This is a genomic window from Brachyspira pilosicoli, assembly GCF_019402445.1.
GTDB classification, from domain to species: domain Bacteria; phylum Spirochaetota; class Brachyspiria; order Brachyspirales; family Brachyspiraceae; genus Brachyspira; species Brachyspira pilosicoli_B.
In genome coordinates, this window is sequence record NZ_SRZM01000103.1 from 1 (window position 1) to 1,303 (window position 1,303).

General features: G+C 27.2%; 1 protein-coding gene. It reads left to right on the forward strand.

What is annotated here, in order from left to right; genetic code table 11:
• The first annotated feature begins 161 nt into the window (after window positions 1–161).
• Complete coding sequence (locus E6A48_RS04195; protein WP_219708803.1) at window positions 162–1,160, forward strand: ABC transporter ATP-binding protein; 999 nt, start codon at window positions 162–164, stop codon at window positions 1,158–1,160.
• Window positions 1,161–1,303 lie beyond the last annotated feature (143 nt).

Sequence of the window (1,303 nt, forward strand, 5' to 3'; positions counted from 1 at the left end):
AAGATATACCTTTCCTCTATGAATTAGATTTATTAAAGATTAGAGACAATTATTAATATAATATAAATTACGAAATTTTATAAATATTTTTTCATCAAATACGATATTATATATAATAACTTCTAAAAAGTAATTTAATATTTTTTAATTAAGGATTATTAATGATAAAAGTTGATAATGTAGTAAAATACTATGGAGAACATTTAGCTCTAAAGGGTGTTTCATATACTATAAATAAAGGTGAAATAGTTGGATTTTTAGGACCTAATGGTGCTGGCAAATCTACTATGATGCGTATTATTACAGGATATCTTCCTGCTACAAGCGGATATGTTTATTTAGATGATTATGAGGTTTATGATAATCCTATAGAATTAAAAAAAAGAATAGGATATATGCCTGAAAATGTTTCATTATACACAGAGATGACTGTAACTGATTATCTTAAATTTTGTGCTAAATTAAAAGGAGTTCCAAGCAAAAAAGTTAAATCTGCTGTAGAAAATACAATAGAAATTACAGGCTTAACAAAATATAAAGATAGAATAATAGGACATTTATCTAAAGGATACAGACAAAGAACAGGTATAGCACAGGCAATAATACATGACCCAGAAGTTTTGATATTAGATGAGCCTACAAGCGGACTTGACCCTAATCAATTAATAGAAGTAAGAGCATTAATAAAAAGTTTAGGAGGAACAAGAACTGTTATACTTTCCACACATATATTAAGTGAAGTTGAAGATACTTGCGAGAGGGCTTTAATTATAGACAGCGGAGAGCTTATTGCTGAAGATACAATAGAAGGCTTAAAAATGGCTATGGACAGAGAGATACTTGGAGGAAATATTGAACTTAAAGTGGCTGACAAACAAAATGATGCTCTTTTATGTGTGAGAGAGGTTAATGGCGTTGTACAGGCTGAAACAGATAATTTTGGCACTATTATTATAGAATGTGAAAGAGGAAATGATTCACGTGCTGAAATAGTAAAACATTTGGTTAATAATAATTTTGATGTATTAGAAATAAAATCTAAAGAGAGAAGTTTGGAAGAGGTATTTATTTACTTTACAGATAAAAAGAAAAATCAGGATTTTGATAAGAGTAAATATATAAAAGATGACAGTATAAAAAACAATACTGAAGAAGAGTAATTAAACAAAAAAACTAACTATTAAAAAAGAGGTAAAAATGAGAAACATATATGTTGTATTTTCTAGAGAGATTCAATCTTTCTATGTATCTCCTTTATATTATATATTAGGATTTATTTATTTAGCTTTAACAGGATATTTTT